This window comes from Companilactobacillus farciminis KCTC 3681 = DSM 20184 (assembly GCF_002706745.1).
In the GTDB taxonomy this organism is placed as follows: Bacteria; Bacillota; Bacilli; order Lactobacillales; family Lactobacillaceae; genus Companilactobacillus; species Companilactobacillus farciminis.
This window is the reverse complement of sequence record NZ_CP017702.1, coordinates 1264119-1278986: the sequence shown is the minus strand read 5'-3', so window position 1 is coordinate 1278986 and position 14868 is coordinate 1264119. Positions and strand designations below refer to the sequence as shown.

The window sequence follows — 14868 nt, the reverse complement described above, 5'->3', positions numbered from 1 at the left end:
TCTTATTGGATTTCTTTACGATTAAAAAATAATTTGTTTGCATTATTTGATTGACAAATAAAAAAGATACCCCATCACCTGGATTACCTTTTCATTAAGAAGCTAATTGTTCGAGAACATTCAAGACACCCTCGTCATTGTTTGAATCAGTCACGTTTGCAACTTGATCTTTAATCTTTTGTTCAGCATTTTGCATGGCATAACTATGTGGTGTGATTTTTAACATTGGCAAATCATTTTCATTATCGCCAAAAGTCATGATTTCATCGTCAGCCACATTATATTTCTTTTGAAGTTCACGAAGGCCGGCAGCCTTATTAACTGTATCTTCACTGATCAATTCTGTATTGTATCCAGAAGTTTGACTAGATAAACCTAGTGGCAACATTTCACGTAAGCTCTTCATCTTGGCATTGAAGTCAACCTTAGAATCAAAAGTTACTCCGATACTAGTAATTTGGTCTTCTAAACGTTGAGGTGTAGCCGTAGCCAAATTTGGTACACGCAATAGATGATTGTAGTAGCGATAAGTCATATCAAATGAAGCTTGAGAAATATTTTCATCAACATAAGCTGATTTATAGCCAACAACTAAGTGTTCAGCAATATCACTAGGTGCAAATTGGTGATTGATCACATCCAAAGTCTTTTTGACTGCATCCGCTGGAATTTCTTGAACTAATAATGGTTGACCAGCACTATGAACGACCGCACCATTTTGTGAAACGAAGTCCATTTCTTGGTTAAATTCATCAAATTGATTGAGCAAACGTTGATATTGAGAGCCTGATGCTGCTGCCACATGAATATCTTTGGCACGTAATTTTTGTAGGATTTCTCCAAAGCGTTGATGGTTATAAGAGTTTTGATCATTGAGGAAAGTTCCGTCCATGTCAAAAGCTACTAATTTAATGGTCATAAATTGCCTCCTTAAAAACATCTTTATATCATATCACAAAAAGATAACTATTCCCTAAAAATAAAACCAAGAGTATTTTTTATTATATAATTATATATAATTTATTAAATAGGAGGTTAAAATGACCCCACATACAAAAAATATTCTCGTGGCAATCGATGGCTCACAAAACTCTAATCGTGCCTTCAATCAAGCTGTCCAATTAGCACAACGATGCAACGCCAATCTCTATTTGACCCGTGTCGTGGAAGATTATTATTTAAATGAAGATGACGGTATTCTACAGATGGTCAACTACGAAGATGATCCAGAAGTAGTAGCAGCCCGCGATGATTTAAATCAAAAATTTATGATGACAGTCTATCCCATCACAGATACCTTCTTAAGAATCGGTGATCCTAAAAAAATAATTGCTGATTATTTGGTCCGAGGATTAAAAATCGATCTATTAGTAATCGGAAAATTTGGAAAAAATAATAATCGACGCACCAATTTAGGTAAAATAGCTCGATTTTTAAAAAATAATGTTTCTTGCCAAGTACTAATTGTGGAATAACATAAAATGATTTTTTAAGAAAGTGTTTTATTCAAATAAAGAAATTTAAATTACCAATTTTTTGTATCTCAATATTAACTTACCAACTATAATTGCTAAATAAAATATAGTTAGGAGTTTCGATATGACATACAAATTAATTGCCATCGATATTGATGATACTTTATTAACTAGCGCCAAAACTATTTCTGGTCAAACTAAAGCTCAAATTCAATTAGCTTTAGAAAGAAATATTAAGGTCGTTCTTTGTTCCGGTCGTCCACACAAAGCAATGTACAAATATGCTCAACAATTGGGTATCTATGGAACAAATCAATATATGATCACTAACGGTGGCGCCATCATCGAAAATCTCAACAGTGATATTATTTTTCAAAATACTCTGCCAAATATTTTTTATCATTATTTCGTTGATTTTGTCGATAAAAATTCTCTATCTTACTGTGTCTTCGATGTGAGTGGCAACGTCTATACTAGTAATCATTCTGATATTGATCCTTTTACCATCGCAATGGCTTTTGAAAATGGTGACGGCTTACACATCAGAAATCCTGAAGAAATGCCAAGTGATTTCGAGATAACTAAAGCTGTAATCAATGGCAACGAAGAAAAAATCAATCGCATTACTGATTTTATTAAAGCTGAATTTAGCGATTACTTCGTCGTTAGAACTGGTATTGGTTATTTAGAGATTTTTCCTAACAATGTCAATAAGGGAAATGCTCTCAAACATTTAGCCAACCATCTAAACATAGAACTAAGCGAGATCATTGCCTTTGGTGACCGCGACAATGATATTCCTTTATTAGAAACTGCTGGATTAGGAATTGCAATGAAAAATGCCACTGTTGGTACCAAGGCTGTCTGCGACTACATTACTACTGACAACAATCACGATGGCGTCGGTAAAGCATTGGCAAAATTTGTCTAAAAAAAGAGAATTGAAGTCGACTGCTTCAATTCCCTTTTTGATTAGTAATTCAAATGTTTGTCTTGATCCAAAGCACTGATAGCTTTAATTTCATCTTCATTTAAATTGAAGTCGAAAATGTCAAAGTTTTCCTTAACACGAGCAACTTTAGATGATTTAGGAAAGACTACAAAACCTGTGTCGATATGCCAACGCAATACTACTTGAGCGGCAGTCTTATGATGCTTTTCGGCGATTTTGTTGATAGTTTCATCTTCTAGAATCAAGTGACCATGTCCAATTGGTGAATATCCTTCGTTAACAATACCATTGTCTTCGTCAAATTTACCCAATTCCTCTTGAACCTTGTATGGATGACGTTCGATTTGGTTGACCATAGGCTTAACCTTGCACATTGCAAAGACTTTCTTCAATTGGTCCTCTGAGAAGTTTGATACACCAATAGCCTTCACCTTGCCTTGTTCATAAAGTGTTTCCATAGCTTTCCAAGTATCAAGCGTCAAATCAAAGTTATCTTCATTTGGCCAGTGAATCAAGTATAGATCCAAGTAGTCCATTTGAAGGTCTGTCAAAGTTTGTTCAAAAGCCTTTAAAGTCTTATCGTAGCCTTGATCAGCGTTCCAAACCTTTGAAGTGATAAACAAATCTTCTCGATCAACGTTGGCTTTCTTAAAAGCTTCACCGATAGCCGCTTCGTTACCATAAATGTGGGCACAGTCGAAGTGACGATATCCAGCATCCAAAGCACCTTGAATAGCAGCGGGAACATCGGCGTTATCAATCTTGTAAGTTCCAAAGCCTAACATTGGAATTGATACACCATTACTAAATTCTTTATATTGCATACAAATTTCTCCATTCTCTTGAGTCATTCCACAATAATTTTAATTAAATAGAACGCGTTTACATTATATCATTTTACTAACTAATTAAGGAAACTCTTGAGAAACGCCATTTCATCATCGTTAGCTTTTTTAGCCAGTTCATCTTTTTGATTGATCAAGAAAACATGTCCGCGTGGACTCTTCTCATCGCCATACATTTTGCAAATGTGAGAAATATTTTTGGCAGTTAAAAAGCCATCCATTTTAAAAGCACTGTTGCGCAAGAAATCTTGATTAGCCGTGGAAATATACGTTGGCAAGAAATCTTTAGTAATGTATTTTTCAACATTTAATTGTTCTGAATATTTTCGAACCGATTCTGGAGTAAAATAACCAGCCACAGCTCCATTGATAGCGTTAGGCTCAGCCATGAAATTAGCAGCACTATTCAAGACAACTGCTTTAAATTTCAAATCCGTCATTTCATAGTTGAATAATTGTCGATACTTGGGATTAGTCAAAATCGTGACGTATTGTTCCGCCATTTGACCACCCGCACTGTCTCCCATCAGGAAGACGTTATTTTTATCCAAGTTATATTCATCAGCGTGTTGAGCTACAAAATGAACATATTGGTTTACATCATCTAACTCTTTTGGAAACTCTACATCCGGTGCCAAACGGTAATTAGCATTAACAAAAGCAAAACCACGTTTAGCCCAATTTAGGCCGAAGAATTGATAGGTTTCCTTAGTTCCGTAGCACCAGCCACCACCGTGAATGTTAATAATGATAGGAATCGGTTTAGTGACATTTTTTGGCAAATAAATATCCAACAAATTCCACTTTGGATCTGGACCATATGACAAATTATCAATTCTCGTTACTTCAGGAATTTCGGTTGGTAGACCTGCATCCCGTTTATCATCTTGAGTCTTAAACTGTTTTCTCATCTGTAAAATTGCTTCAGTAATATTTTCTTCCATTGAAAGCGCCTCCAGTTACACGATAATTTTAACATAGACTAGACGTGACTCTGTTTGGATGAAGTTTTTTCAATAATTTTTTCATAAGCAATCATCAAGATAGATCCAACGACGATTCCTAAGGCATTGGCAATTACATCGTTGATATCACTCGTACGATTGATCAAGAAAATGTGGGATAAGAAAAATTGAGTTGTCTCAATCAATCCTCCAGTAAAAAATCCTACAAGTGCCATTGAAATAATAGAAATTTTTGGCAAATAATACTTGATCAAAAAGCCCAATGGTACGGTCAAAATGATATTTTCGGCAAACCCTAGTTCTAATATATCTAACTTATGCAAGTTCACCTGTCCAATACCGGCTGGCATTACGTAAACTGAAGAGCCATCAAACGAAATTGGCGTGAACAAAATTATTGCTAGAAATGTTAAATAAACTAAACTGACTAGATTAAAACGCTTCTTTTCAAAGTCTTTTACTAAGTTGAGAATGATTAATCCCAAGCAGATAGCTAAGGTTAGGATTATTAATAGTGGAATATATCGCATATTCTTCTCCTTTCATCTTTTTTCTTAATTGTTAGGTATTACTTTAATGGACGAGTATTTAAACTAGCTTAAGAAATTTTGATGAAAGTTTGAAGTTAATGTGGATTTTTTGAAGTTCTATTTAATTCTCTTCTTCATAATAGCCCGTAATGCTTTTTCTCTAATTGAAACAGTATCAATTTCATTTTGCTTTTCATAACCATGGATCAAGACTTCACACAAGTACAATTGCGACAACTGCCCCGCTAATGAACCACCATTAAGAAACTCTTCTACCGAAGTTCGTAGCGTTATATCGCTGATTTGTGCAATTGAAGATAAATTGTTATTTGTAATCGAAATTACTTTTGCACCATTTTCTTTAGCCATCTTTAGAGATGTATATGTGTCCTTAGTCTCACCAGACAAAGAAATTCCAATAACTAAATCATCTTTGGACAACATAGAAGCCATTTGAGCTTGAAAATGAGAATCTGTTTCCGCATGCACTATCAATCCAATACGCAATAACATTTTAGAGAAATCTAAGGCAGTTTCCCCACTGTGTCCTACTCCAAATAAATAAAGCTTTCGACAATTAGAAATAAGCTCTATTGCTTTTTCTAAATCATTAGGATCGATTAAAGATGCTGTGTCTTTGATAGTCGACATTAAGTGATCGGCAATATCATCGTAATAGTCATGACTTGAATCGATATTATTTTCCGTTAATTCATCTTTTGCTAAATCAATTTTTAAATCGTTAAAACCAGAAAACCCTAGTTTTTTTGAAAAACGTACAATTGTGGCATCGCCAACGGCGATGTCTTTTTTTATTGTCTCCATAGTCCCATATATGACGGACTTTTTATTGTTAGTAATATATTGTGCAACTTTTTTTTCAGATTTCGTTAATGTTTCATATTTAGATTTAATAAGATTGTCGATATTCATTTTTTCACTCCATAATTTCTCTTATTTGATTATACAATTTTGAAAGATTTTTTTGAATCATAAAAAGAAAGGGTTTACAAAAACTATTTGATGCTTTATAGTCATTTGTGGAGAATATAATCCAAAATAAATATTTTTGGAGGTAAATTGGAGAATGAATAAAAAAGAATTTATTGATCAAATTAAAGGTGGTTTGATTATTTCCTGTCAAGCATTACCTGGTGAACCACTTTATACAGAAAATGGAGGTGTAATGCCTTTAATGGCCATAGCTGCAAAACGTGCTGGAGCTGTTGGGATTAGAGCTAATTCCGTTCGCGATATCAAAGAAATACAAGCTGTAGTTGACTTACCTATTATCGGGATTATTAAAAAAGACTATCCACCGGAAAAGCCATTTATCACGGCCACGATGAAAGAAATTGATGAACTACACGAAACCGGTGTTGAAGTCATTGCATTTGATTGTACTTTGAGAAAGAGACACGACGGTAAAACTGTTACTGAATTTATCAAAGAAATTAAAGCAAAGTATCCCAATCAACTATTAATGGCAGATACTTCAACTTTTGAAGAAGGAAAAAATGCTTATGAGGCAGGCGTTGACTTTGTTGGAACAACATTGAGTGGTTACACAGAAGAAAGTGTTGAAAAAGATGGTCCGGATATCGACTTAATCAAAGCTTATATAGATGCAGGTTATCCTGTTATCGCTGAAGGTAAAATTCATACTCCTGAACAGGCTCGTAAAATTCAAGATATGGGTGCTACTGGAATCGTTGTCGGTGGTGCAATCACAAGACCACTAGAGATTGCTCAAAGATTTATAACAGCTCTAAAGTAAAGGGGGAAAATAAATTATGTTTAAGAAATTTTCACAATTAGGAAGAGCCTTTATGTTGCCAATTGCAATTTTGCCAGCAGCTGGTCTTCTTCTCGGATTAGGTGGTGCTTTAACTAACGAAGCTGCCGTCAAAGCATATCCATGGCTTGCTATGGATTGGTTACAAACTATTTTGAAGATTATGAATTTTGCAGGGAATGCTGTTTTCTCAAATATTGCATTGATTTTTGCGGTCGGACTAGCGGTTGGATTGGCCAATGGGGATAAAGGTACCGCCGGATTATCTGGTGCCGTAGCATTTCTAGTTTACACGGCCACTATTGCCGGCTTGATTCAGCTATTTTCACCAAAGGGAACCACTATTGATACTGGTGTTGTTGGTTCTATCGTTATCGGTGGTATGGTTTCATTCTTACATAATCGTTATCGTAAAATTGAATTGCCACAGTTCTTAGGATTCTTCGGTGGTTCAAGATTTATTCCAATTATTACATCTTTTGCTGCAATTTTTATTGGTGCTATCTTCTTCATGATCTGGCCACCTATTCAATCTCAATTAGTTATTGCCGGACATGCGATTGCTAAAATGGGAAGTATTGGTACATTCTTCTATGGCTTTCTATTACGTTTACTAGGTGCTGTTGGATTGCACCATACAATTTATCCTTTGTTCTGGTACACATCTCTTGGTGGTACTGCTTCAGTTGCAGGACACACAGTTGTCGGAGCACAAAATATCTTCTTTGCTCAATTAGCTGACCCTAATCATATTGGTTTATTCACTTATGGAACACGTTTCTTTGCTGGAAGATTTGCAACAATGATGTTTGGTCTCCCTGCAGCAGCTTTAGCCATGTATCACTCACTTCCTAAGAAAAATAGAAAGAAAGATGGTGGCCTTTACCTTAGTGGTGGTCTTACATCATTCCTTACAGGTATTACAGAACCACTAGAATATACTTTCTTGTTCGTTGCTCCATGGCTTTACGTAATTCACGCATTTCTTGATGGTTTATCCTTCTATTTTGCAGATATTTTAAATATCAGAATTGGTAACTCATTCTCAGGTGGATTTATCGATTACTTACTATTTGGTGTTTTACAAGGAAAAGATAAAACAAATTGGCCTACAGTAATTTGGTTTGGATTGATTTGGGCTGTGATTTACTACGTGGTATTCAGATTCTGTATTAGTAAATTCCACGTAGCAATTCCAGGAATGAATGACGACGATGATGATAGTTCATCTTCTGAATCTTCAGCTGATAAAAATTCAAGCTTGCACGAACAATCAAATCAAATTATCAATGCCTTAGGTGGTGCAGAAAACATCCAAAGCGTTGAAGCATGTGCCACAAGACTTCGTATCGCCGTTGACGATAATAAGAAAGTTGATAAAAAAGTATTAAAAGATCTTGGTGCGACAGCAGTTCTTGATGTAAGTGGTGGATTACAAGCCGTTTATGGTGGAAAAGCCGATTTATATAGTCAAGAAATTAATGGTATTTTAGGTACAGATAAGTAGAGGTATAAAAATGGGATTATTTGGATTTGGAAAGAAAAAAACTACTGATGTATTAAGTTCACCCGTCATCGGTAAAGTTCAAGCATTAGAAAACGTTGCTGATCCTGTATTTGCTCAAAAAGTTATGGGTGAAGGATTTGGCATCGTTCCTGAAGATGAAAAAGTATACTCTCCTATCACTGCCACAGTAACTTCAGTCTTCAAAACTAAACATGCGATTGGTTTAGAAACTGACGATGGTCTAGAAGTTATGGTTCATATGGGATTAGATACTGTTGAATTAAATGGCGAACCATTTGAGATTAAGGTTAATGAGGGCGACAAAATTGAAGCTAATACTTTGATTGCCACAATGGATCTTAATAAAGTTAAAGACGCTGGTAAAGATACTGTTGTTTTAACAATTGTAACTAATACGGCTGATAAGGTCGAAAAAGCCGAAATGACTGCTAATGATACATCTTCTGTCAATAATGGAGATGAGATTATGTCAGTTACATTAAAATAAAATAAATTTAAAAGAGCATCCCTTCCATCTACACACGCAACGCGTGCACGTAAATTAGAAGAGATGCTCTTTTTATATATACGTATATTTAATCTTTCATGATGTTTTTACCGGCAATTCTACCGAAACAAATTGCAGTGCTAATGGCAGTTCCACTACCTTGATAGATTTTCCCTCTCCAACCAGAAGTAGTACTACCTGCTGCATATAGTCCTTTAATAGGTTTCTTCCACAAATCAAGAACTTGTGAATCAGTGTTGATTGTAAGACCACCAGCAGTATCACAGGCAGCAGGAACAGTCTTAGCTGCGTAGAATGGGGCTTTAATTACTTCTTTAAGACCAGTTTTACGACCAAAATCAGTATCTTTACCATTACGCATCATTTCGTTGTAATGATCTAAAGTGTTTTTTAGTGTTTCTGGGTCAACATCAATTTGTTTTGCTAATCCTTCAATTGTATCTGATTTTTTGAAGTATCCATTCTTGATTTCATTTTCACAGCCATCGGATGCTGCAGGAACAGTAATCACTTGTCCGCCTTTATCAGTAATAGACTGATCCCAGATAGACCAAACAAAGCCACCGTCTTGTTTTGCTATCTCTTTAGCCTGATACTCATAGTACATATCTTCTGGCATATGACGTTTACCATCTGAAGAAACAAACATACAAGGTAATTTCCAAATAGCAATTACCATACATGGCCACATTGTATCACTAGTTTGTGTACCTATAGTATCCGCCTGAGTAATCCACATATTACTAATATTGGCACCTAAGTCCATTCCCATTCGAATGCCATCACCTTGTTGACGCGCAGACCCAAAAGAACCGCCGGTTGATAGTTCAGGTTTAAAACTTCTAATCCACTCCTTGTTTCTAGAAAAACCGGCTGAAGCAATTACAACGCCTTTATTAGCTTTGAAATCTCCTTTATTTGTTTTTATGCCAATAACAACATTATTCTCATCAGTGAAAAGACGTTCGGCAAGTGTACTAAAACTGAATTGTACTCCTAATTCTTTTGCTTTTTTGTATAAAACATCCGACATTTCTGAACCACTTTGTCTACTTGTAATGTAACCACGTGGTACAGGCTTAGTCACATTTGATAGTGCTAGTTCATTACCCGACATGTACATCAAATCTTGAGGAAATTTAACACCCATATCTAATAGCCAATCAAGATTCTTAGGAGCTTCCTTTTGCCAAACATCCATCATGTCCTTGTCAGCATATCCATCACTTACTGCATCAATATATTTACGCCATTCTTTCATGGAATCCTCAATTCCAGCTTTTCTTTGAATTGATGTGCATCCAGAATAATAAACCCCTCCTGATAAAGCTGTATTTGATGATAGGTGGTTCGCGGTATATTCGATAACTTGAACTGACCCACCGTTAGAAGCAGCTTCAATTGCTGCAGACAATCCAGCGGCACCGTCACCAATTACAACAACATCTGACTCGTAATCCCAATTAGTCTTAGTGGAACTTGTATATTTAGTCTTTTCATTTCTATTTTCTTTAACATCTTCACTTTGATGAACACGAATAGAAAACTCTGATTCAGCGCCAGCTTGTGTTAAAGCGTTTTTTACGGCATTTTTAATACCATTTGATGTTTTAGATGCACCTGTAACAGCATCAACATTATAGGATTGATTATCAATAATTCTGCTAGGAATAGTCTCGATTGCAGGATCACTGACTCCGTTAGTCTCTCCAGAACCTTTCACTTCAATAGTATTTATTTTGTCGTTGAGAATATTAACCTTAACTTCAATATTTCCACCATTTCCTTCAGCGGAACCCTCATATGTGCCATCTTTAAATTTTCCCATTAACGTGTCACTCCTTATTTTGTATTCGCTTACATATATTATATGGTAGCATTATAAATTTATTATAATCAAGCTAAATTATCTAATAATAAAGTTCATTATTATATTAAATTAGATTTATTTTAATGATATTTTGTAAGTTGATGATTTACATTTTTTTACATCTAAATCAAGGAAAAAGTCCTATACCACTAAATGACATCGTTTTCTTCAAGCTTTTTTAGTTAACAATCTTGATTATTACAAAATATTCTGCTATCGTACTCTAATAATAAATCTAATATTTCTAATGCAATTCTAATCAACCTCTCATCTGGCTTTGGATTACATTACCAATGTTTTTTAGGAGGATTTTTTTATGGATCTGGATAAAGAAGATACGCCTACGGCAGTAGAAGAACCACAAGCAAGCGAAGGAACGTTTGATGATTATTCAACTCAACGAGTCCCTGACGCTGAAAGAGATCCTATGTGGAAAATCCTCATGGTTCAAATTGGTGGTTTTGTTTGTTTGAGTCAATTTATGCTAGGAGCTGAATTGGGATATGGAATGTCTTTTAGAGATGCTGTTCTCTCAACAGTTCTAGGCAGTGTTATTTTGCAATTTATTGCATATGGACTTGGTTTAGCAGGTCAACGAGAAGGACTTGCAACTAGTTTACTTTCAAAATGGGCAGGATTTGGACAAATTGGTTCTGCTTTTGTTAGTTTGGCTTTTGCAATTAGTTTGATTGGTTGGTTTGGTATTCAAAATTCTGTATTTGCTCAAGGGATTGTTTCAATTTTAGGTAAAAATGCTAATTTCGGTGTAGTTTCAACCATTACCGGTTTAGTTGTTACATTTTCAGTTATTTTTGGCTTTAAAGGATTGAGTTGGACAACTAATATTTCAGTTCCAGCGTTCATCGTTGTTATTGGTGTTGCTATTTACAATATGTTAAAGGGACACACTGTTACAGCTTTAGTTACAATGGCCGCCCCTGGTGCCGCAATGACATTAAGTTCAGCCATCACAATGGTTACTGGTAACTTTATTGTTGGTGCAATTATCATGCCTGATTTAACACGTCGTTCAAGAAACGGTAGAGATGTCTTTTGGATTTGTGTTATCGGAACATTAGTTGGTGAACTTGGTGTTAATGTTATTGGTGTTTTAATGGCTCATGCTGTCGGTACAAGTAAGATCATGCCTATCATCTATCAACTTACTGGTTTATTTGGTATAGCACTAATTGTTTTATCATCTGTAAAAGTTAATGATTTGAATCTTTATTCCGCAAGTCTTGATATTGTTAATTTCTTCAAACAAGTATTTCATGTAAATATGAATAGAGCCTGGGTTACTATTATTGCTGGTTGTATTGGTACTTTCTTATCAGTTATCGGTGTTATTGATAAGTTCTCCTCATTTTTAACTATTCTAGGTGTTGTGTTCCCTCCAGTCGCATCAATTATGTTTGTTGATTACTGGATTCTTAAACGTGATAGAAAAGTTCTAAATGAGAGTCGTGCTAAGAATGAATTGCCAACACATACGGATAAATTCCCAGTTGTAACAATCGTTGCTTGGGTCGGTGGCTCATTGATCGGTTACTTCTTCACATGGGGTATTCAATCAATTACTGTAATTATTGCTTCAGGTTTGATTTACTATGTCGGTATGAAATTATTCGGCAAGAAACAAACCACTTTAGAAACCGCTGAATAATCTTGTTAAGAAAGAGACGATATAGATATGAGTAGAGAATTATACGAAAAAGATATTAACCAAATTGCTACGGGTGCTGCATTATTAGGTGCCGGTGGTGGTGGCAATCCATACATCGGTAAGTTAATGGCGATTTCAATGATCAAAAAAAATGGTCCTGTCACATTATTGTCTCCGGATGAAGCCCCAGATGATGAACTTTTTGTTTCTGCCTCTGGTATTGGTGCTCCTGCTGTTTCAATGGAAAAATTTCCAAATGGTAGTGAATTTCGTCGTTCATTTGAGATGATGGAGAGCTACTATGGTAAGAACATTTATGGAACTTTCCCTATCGAAGCCGGCGGAATCAATTCAATGATGCCAATCGTTGCTGCAAGTGATATGAACATGCCGATAGTTGATGCTGATGGTATGGGACGTGCCTTCCCTGAATTACAAATGTCTACATTTGTTCTTGCTGGTCATTCGGTCACTCCGATGGTATTGACTGATGAGCGTGGTAATACAAGTTTGATCAATACAATTGACCCTGTATGGGCTGAAAAAATTGGTCGTAACGTTACTGTTCAAATGGGGGCAACTGCAACCAGTGCTAGTGATGGATTAACTGGAAAAGAATTAAGAGAAGCCGGAGTTCTTGGAATCGTTACCAAGAGTCAAAAAATTGGTAAATTAATTGAACATGCCAATGAATATGATTCTGTTGATGATGCCTTAAAAGAATTACTAAAGATTACCAGTGGTTTCCGCCTATTTACTGGAAAAATTGTAGATATTGAACATACCACTAAAGGTGGATTTAATTTTGGTGAAACTACAATCAAAGGATTAGATAAAGATCAAAACTCTACTGGTAGTATCTCCTTCCAAAACGAGAATATTATCTTCAAAGTTAACGGTAAAGTATTAGCTACTGCTCCCGACCTGATTACTATGGTAGATATTGATACATTGCAACCAGTCACAAATGAAGAAATTAAATATGGTAAACGAGTTCACGTCTTAGGACTTCCCGCTAATGATAAATGGAGAACTCCCGAAGGGATCAAATCAGTTGGGCCACGTTACTTTAAATATGACGTAGATTATGTGCCTATTGAAACTAGATATAAGAATTACGTTGAAGATAGAGGTGGAGAACTTGTTTAAATTAGGAATCGATGTTGGTGGTACCAATACAGATGCTGTGATTTTAGATGAAAATTTGAAAGTCATTTCAAATATTAAAACTCATACTACTAAAGATATTGAGAGTGGTATTAATAATGCTATTCATGAGGTAATTAAACAAAGTAACATCGATGTTAAATCTATTAGTGAAGCAATGCTTGGCACTACACAAGCAACTAACGCCATTGTTGAACGTCATAATCTTGGGAAAGTTGGAGTTATTCGTGTAGGCTACCCTGCCACTGCTTCAATCCTTCCCTACACTGAGTGGCCTGAAGATATTACTAAAATTTTGTCTAATACATATTCTTTAGTTCATGGTGGCTATGAATTTAATGGAGATGAGATTGTCCCCTTTGATGACGATGAAGTAAAAGATGTGCTTGAAAGTTGGAAAGGCAAAGTTGATGGTATTGCCGTAGTCGGAGTCTTTTCTTCAATCAATAATGATCAAGAATATAAAGTTGAGAAACTAGCTAAAGATATCCTTGGAGATGACATCCCTGTTTCTTGTTCTTCATCCATTGGCTCAATTGGATTGATTGGGAGAGAAAATGCTACTATTTTAAATACGGCTTTGTTTAAAGTAATTAAATTAGTAACAAACGGCTTCTATAATGCTTTGAAACAAGAAGGAATTACAAACGCAAGACAATATCTTTGTCAAAATGATGGTACTTTGATGTCCATGGACTATGCCAAAGACCACCCTATCTTAACCATTGGTAGTGGCCCAACAAATAGTATTAGAGGTGCCGCTTACCTTTCTAAACAAAAAGATGCCTTGGTATTAGATATTGGCGGAACTACTTCAGATATTGGTGTTTTGGTAAATGGATTCCCTCGTGAATCATCCAAATCGGTTACTGTTGGAGGTATTCAAACTAATTTCCGTATGCCTGATATTTATTCTGTTGGTCTCGGCGGTGGAAGCATTGTTCGTGAACAGGCTGACGGTTCAGTAACTGTTGGTCCAGACAGTGTTGGATATCAGATAACTGATAAGGCTATTGTTTTCGGAGGAGATACGGTTACTACAACAGATATTGCTGCTAAATTAGGAATGTGTGAAGTTGGTAACGTTTCTCTTGCTGAAAAAATTAGTGATGATGTTGCTAACAAGGCAATGGAACAGATTACTAATATTCTAGAAGATGGAATTGATAGAATGAAAACAAGCTCCAAAGACGTATCGGTTATTCTTGTTGGCGGTGGCTCTATTATTGCCCCTAAAGAATTGAATGGTGTTGCTAAAATTTATACTGATAAATTTGGTGGCGTTGCTAATGCTATTGGTGCAACTATTGCTCAGATTGGTGGAGAATATGAGAAGGTCTATCAATATGTTGAAACCGCCCGTAAAGATGCAATTAAAGATGCTGAAGCACAGGCTAATCAACAAGCAATTAAGGCAGGCGCAATTGATAATACAATTGAAACCGTATCTGTTGAAGAGACTCCTCTTTCCTATGCACCTGGAGATACAACAAGAGTGAAGGTTAAAGTTGTTGGTAGCAATCATTAGTAAAAATATGAAATATTTGATTAATCGACAGTTTAAAAG

The 14868-nt window shown here is 35.6% G+C and carries 14 protein-coding genes; 8 read left to right on the top strand and 6 right to left on the bottom strand.

Features of this window, described 5'->3' with window-relative positions:
* Positions 1-94 precede the first annotated feature (94 nt).
* The gene (locus LF20184_RS06275) at positions 95-919 is read right to left on the bottom strand and encodes a Cof-type HAD-IIB family hydrolase (protein ID WP_056945209.1); all 825 of its coding nucleotides are present in this window, start codon (positions 917-919) and stop codon (positions 95-97) included.
* Between the two features lie 121 nt (positions 920-1040).
* Here LF20184_RS06275 and LF20184_RS06270 point away from each other — a divergent pair, with 121 nt between their 5' ends.
* Complete coding sequence (locus LF20184_RS06270; RefSeq protein ID WP_010019652.1) at positions 1041-1475, top strand: universal stress protein; 435 nt, start codon at positions 1041-1043, stop codon at positions 1473-1475.
* Positions 1476-1599: 124 nt separating this feature from the next.
* Positions 1600-2406, top strand: a complete 807-nt coding sequence (locus LF20184_RS06265) for a Cof-type HAD-IIB family hydrolase (RefSeq protein ID WP_010019649.1) — start codon at positions 1600-1602, stop codon at positions 2404-2406.
* A 41-nt stretch (positions 2407-2447) separates the two neighbouring features.
* On the opposite strand, the gene LF20184_RS06260 is transcribed toward LF20184_RS06265, so the two are convergent.
* The 4 genes from LF20184_RS06260 to LF20184_RS06245 all read right to left on the bottom strand — a co-directional run bounded on the left by LF20184_RS06260 (position 2448) and on the right by LF20184_RS06245 (position 5700).
* Entirely contained in the window at positions 2448-3251 is an 804-nt protein-coding gene (locus LF20184_RS06260) for an aldo/keto reductase (protein ID WP_010019648.1), read from the bottom strand.
* Positions 3252-3331: 80 nt separating this feature from the next.
* Entirely contained in the window at positions 3332-4216 is an 885-nt protein-coding gene (locus tag LF20184_RS06255; protein WP_010019647.1) for an alpha/beta hydrolase, read from the bottom strand.
* A gap of 38 nt (positions 4217-4254) precedes the next feature.
* On the bottom strand, positions 4255-4767 hold the full coding sequence (locus LF20184_RS06250; protein WP_010019645.1) for a VanZ family protein: 513 nt from the start codon (positions 4765-4767) through the stop codon (positions 4255-4257).
* Positions 4768-4884: 117 nt separating this feature from the next.
* Positions 4885-5700 carry a MurR/RpiR family transcriptional regulator gene (locus LF20184_RS06245; RefSeq protein WP_010019643.1) on the bottom strand — a complete coding sequence of 272 codons (816 nt, stop codon included), beginning with the start codon at positions 5698-5700 and terminating at the stop codon, positions 4885-4887.
* 154 nt (positions 5701-5854) lie between these two features.
* Between LF20184_RS06245 and LF20184_RS06240 the strand changes: the two genes are divergently transcribed.
* Genes LF20184_RS06240 through LF20184_RS06230 form a run of 3 tightly spaced genes read left to right on the top strand, consistent with a single transcriptional unit; the run spans position 5855 to position 8577 of the window.
* Positions 5855-6544 (top strand): N-acetylmannosamine-6-phosphate 2-epimerase, encoded by a 690-nt coding sequence (locus tag LF20184_RS06240; RefSeq protein WP_010019642.1) that lies wholly within the window; start codon positions 5855-5857, stop codon positions 6542-6544.
* 16 nt (positions 6545-6560) lie between these two features.
* Positions 6561-8069 carry a PTS transporter subunit EIIC gene (locus LF20184_RS06235; protein ID WP_010019641.1) on the top strand — a complete coding sequence of 503 codons (1509 nt, stop codon included), beginning with the start codon at positions 6561-6563 and terminating at the stop codon, positions 8067-8069.
* Between the two features lie 10 nt (positions 8070-8079).
* On the top strand, positions 8080-8577 hold the full coding sequence (locus tag LF20184_RS06230) for a PTS sugar transporter subunit IIA (RefSeq protein ID WP_010019640.1): 498 nt from the start codon (positions 8080-8082) through the stop codon (positions 8575-8577).
* Between the two features lie 88 nt (positions 8578-8665).
* Here LF20184_RS06230 and LF20184_RS06225 read toward each other — a convergent pair whose 3' ends face one another.
* A complete protein-coding gene (locus tag LF20184_RS06225; protein WP_010019639.1) occupies positions 8666-10426 on the bottom strand; it encodes an FAD-dependent oxidoreductase in 1761 nt (586 codons plus the stop codon).
* 358 nt (positions 10427-10784) lie between these two features.
* On the opposite strand from LF20184_RS06225, the gene LF20184_RS06220 reads away from it, so the two are divergent.
* Genes LF20184_RS06220 through LF20184_RS06210 form a run of 3 tightly spaced genes read left to right on the top strand, consistent with a single transcriptional unit; the run spans position 10785 to position 14829 of the window.
* A complete protein-coding gene (locus tag LF20184_RS06220) occupies positions 10785-12134 on the top strand; it encodes a purine-cytosine permease family protein (RefSeq protein ID WP_010019638.1) in 1350 nt (449 codons plus the stop codon).
* Between the two features lie 27 nt (positions 12135-12161).
* Entirely contained in the window at positions 12162-13283 is a 1122-nt protein-coding gene (locus LF20184_RS06215; protein ID WP_010019637.1) for an S-methyl thiohydantoin desulfurase family protein, read from the top strand.
* Entirely contained in the window at positions 13276-14829 is a 1554-nt protein-coding gene (locus LF20184_RS06210; protein ID WP_010019636.1) for an ROK family protein, read from the top strand. Before LF20184_RS06215 ends, LF20184_RS06210 begins: the two co-directional genes overlap by 8 nt.
* Positions 14830-14868 lie beyond the last annotated feature (39 nt).

Bases quoted from the DNA above. Each gene is read 5' to 3' on its own strand.
- LF20184_RS06275 (WP_056945209.1), bottom strand. From the start codon at position 919: ATGACCATTAAATTAGTAGCTTTTGACATGGACGGAACTTTCCTCAAT.
- LF20184_RS06270 (WP_010019652.1), top strand. From the start codon at position 1,041: ATGACCCCACATACAAAAAATATTCTCGTGGCAATCGATGGCTCACAA.
- LF20184_RS06265 (WP_010019649.1), top strand. From the start codon at position 1,600: ATGACATACAAATTAATTGCCATCGATATTGATGATACTTTATTAACT.
- LF20184_RS06260 (WP_010019648.1), bottom strand. From the start codon at position 3,251: ATGCAATATAAAGAATTTAGTAATGGTGTATCAATTCCAATGTTAGGC.
- LF20184_RS06255 (WP_010019647.1), bottom strand. From the start codon at position 4,216: ATGGAAGAAAATATTACTGAAGCAATTTTACAGATGAGAAAACAGTTT.
- LF20184_RS06250 (WP_010019645.1), bottom strand. From the start codon at position 4,767: ATGCGATATATTCCACTATTAATAATCCTAACCTTAGCTATCTGCTTG.
- LF20184_RS06245 (WP_010019643.1), bottom strand. From the start codon at position 5,700: ATGAATATCGACAATCTTATTAAATCTAAATATGAAACATTAACGAAA.
- LF20184_RS06240 (WP_010019642.1), top strand. From the start codon at position 5,855: ATGAATAAAAAAGAATTTATTGATCAAATTAAAGGTGGTTTGATTATT.
- LF20184_RS06235 (WP_010019641.1), top strand. From the start codon at position 6,561: ATGTTTAAGAAATTTTCACAATTAGGAAGAGCCTTTATGTTGCCAATT.
- LF20184_RS06230 (WP_010019640.1), top strand. From the start codon at position 8,080: ATGGGATTATTTGGATTTGGAAAGAAAAAAACTACTGATGTATTAAGT.
- LF20184_RS06225 (WP_010019639.1), bottom strand. From the start codon at position 10,426: ATGGGAAAATTTAAAGATGGCACATATGAGGGTTCCGCTGAAGGAAAT.
- LF20184_RS06220 (WP_010019638.1), top strand. From the start codon at position 10,785: ATGGATCTGGATAAAGAAGATACGCCTACGGCAGTAGAAGAACCACAA.
- LF20184_RS06215 (WP_010019637.1), top strand. From the start codon at position 12,162: ATGAGTAGAGAATTATACGAAAAAGATATTAACCAAATTGCTACGGGT.